Source organism: Rhizobium sp. CFBP 8752 (assembly GCF_014842035.1).
Lineage (GTDB): Bacteria > Pseudomonadota > Alphaproteobacteria > Rhizobiales > Rhizobiaceae > Neorhizobium > Neorhizobium soli.
The window spans coordinates 1-1,599 of the sequence record NZ_JACYUZ010000009.1 but is presented as its reverse complement, the minus strand read 5'-3'; the positions used below and the strand labels follow the sequence as shown (position 1 = coordinate 1,599).

The 1,599-nt window shown below is 58.3% G+C and carries 1 protein-coding gene and 1 pseudogene; one reads left to right on the top strand and one right to left on the bottom strand.

The genetic code is table 11. The features are described from left to right. Positions 1 to 894 (top strand): UDP-galactopyranose/dTDP-fucopyranose mutase family protein (locus IFT59_RS22985; RefSeq protein ID WP_192088397.1); only part of this gene is annotated, 894 nt, incomplete at its 5' end. A gap of 120 nt (positions 895 to 1,014) precedes the next feature. Here IFT59_RS22985 and IFT59_RS22980 read toward each other — a convergent pair. After that, positions 1,015 to 1,599, bottom strand: a pseudogene (locus tag IFT59_RS22980) (ice nucleation-like protein); the annotation flags it as partial.

Genomic DNA, 1,599 nt, shown 5'->3' with positions numbered 1-1,599 from the left:
AAGACGACCAGTGGCGGGCGCGTGTTCCTGCTGCCGATCAACCTGCACACGATCAACCAGTTCTTCGGCAAGACGCTGCGACCCGACGAGGCAAGAGAGTTCATCGCGTCGCTGGCCGATACGTCCATCGGTGAGCCGAAGACGTTCGAAGAGCAGGCTTTGAAATTCGTCGGCCGTGATCTCTATGAGGCGTTCCTGAAGGGCTACACGGTCAAGCAATGGGGCTGCGAGCCAAGCCAGCTGCCGGCCAGCATTTTGAAGCGTCTGCCCGTCCGTTTCAACTATGACGACAACTACTTCTTCCATCGTTTTCAGGGCATGCCTGAGAACGGCTATACGGAAATGGTCGAACGCATTCTCAATCACGAGCGCATCGAGGTCAGGCTCGGGACCCGTTTCACCCGGCCAGATGCCGCGTCATTCGACCATGTCTTCTATTCGGGACCGCTTGACGGTTACTTCGACTTCGAACTGGGTCGGCTAGGCTATCGGACGCTGGATTTCGATCGCTTCAGCTACAACGGCGACTACCAGGGCTGCGCCGTGATGAACTACGGCGATCTCGAGATTCCCTATACCCGCATTACCGAGCACAAGCATTTCTCGCCTTGGGAAACCCATGAGAAGAGCATCTGCTACCGGGAATATTCGCGCGCCTGCGGACCAAGCGACATCCCCTACTATCCGATCCGCATGGCCGACGAAAAGGCCTTGCTCGAGCGCTATGTCGAGCTGGCCCGGACGCAGCAGAACGTGACATTCGTCGGCAGGCTCGGGACCTATCGCTACCTCGACATGGACGTGACGATCCGCGAGGCCCTGGACACGGGGGACGCCTATATCAACGCCCTGCAGGGGAAAGGCGCGCTCGGAGCGTTTTTCGTTGATCCGTAGAGAGATCGTCAGAGACAACCATGTGTCTAACAGTTGGGGCGCGGTTATAAACCGCGCCCCAACTTCGTTTAGAGAGTGCCGGGAAGACCAGAGAGTCTGTGGTCTTCCCGTTAGTCGCAATCAGTAGGTTTTGTACGCTGCAATAACGGCCTCAACCTGTGCAGTGTTCAGTGCCTGAAGCTGCGATGACGACAATGCAGCCATGTGGGTGCTGTCGAGACCGGCGAGTGCGTCCGTGGAGAAGCCGGCGACCGCCTTCAGGCCAATAGCAGAGATCTCGTCGGTGGAGAACAATCCGAGCTCTGTGGAGTCCAGCGTCCCTACCTGGGCAGAGCTCAGACCAGCGATCTGCGTGCTGGTCAGCGCCGTCACCTGAGCGGAAGACATCGCGCTGAACTGGGTGGATGACAGTGCTGCAACCTGTGTCGAGCTCAGAGACGCGACATTGGCCGTGCTGAGCTTGGTAAGATCCAAGCCAGCGATCGCCTTGTTGCCGATTGCAGCGATATCTTCGGACGAGAAGGTCGCGAGCTGGCCCGAGGTCAAGGCGGCAACCTGGCTCGAAGAAAGTCCTGCAACCTGTGTCGTGGTCAGGGCTTCAGCGCTGCCTGTGGTGAGACCGGCGATTGCGTCAGCGGAGAGGCCACCGAGAGCCTTGGCACTGATGGAAGCAATTTCCTCGGTGGAGAAAAGTGCAATTTCAGT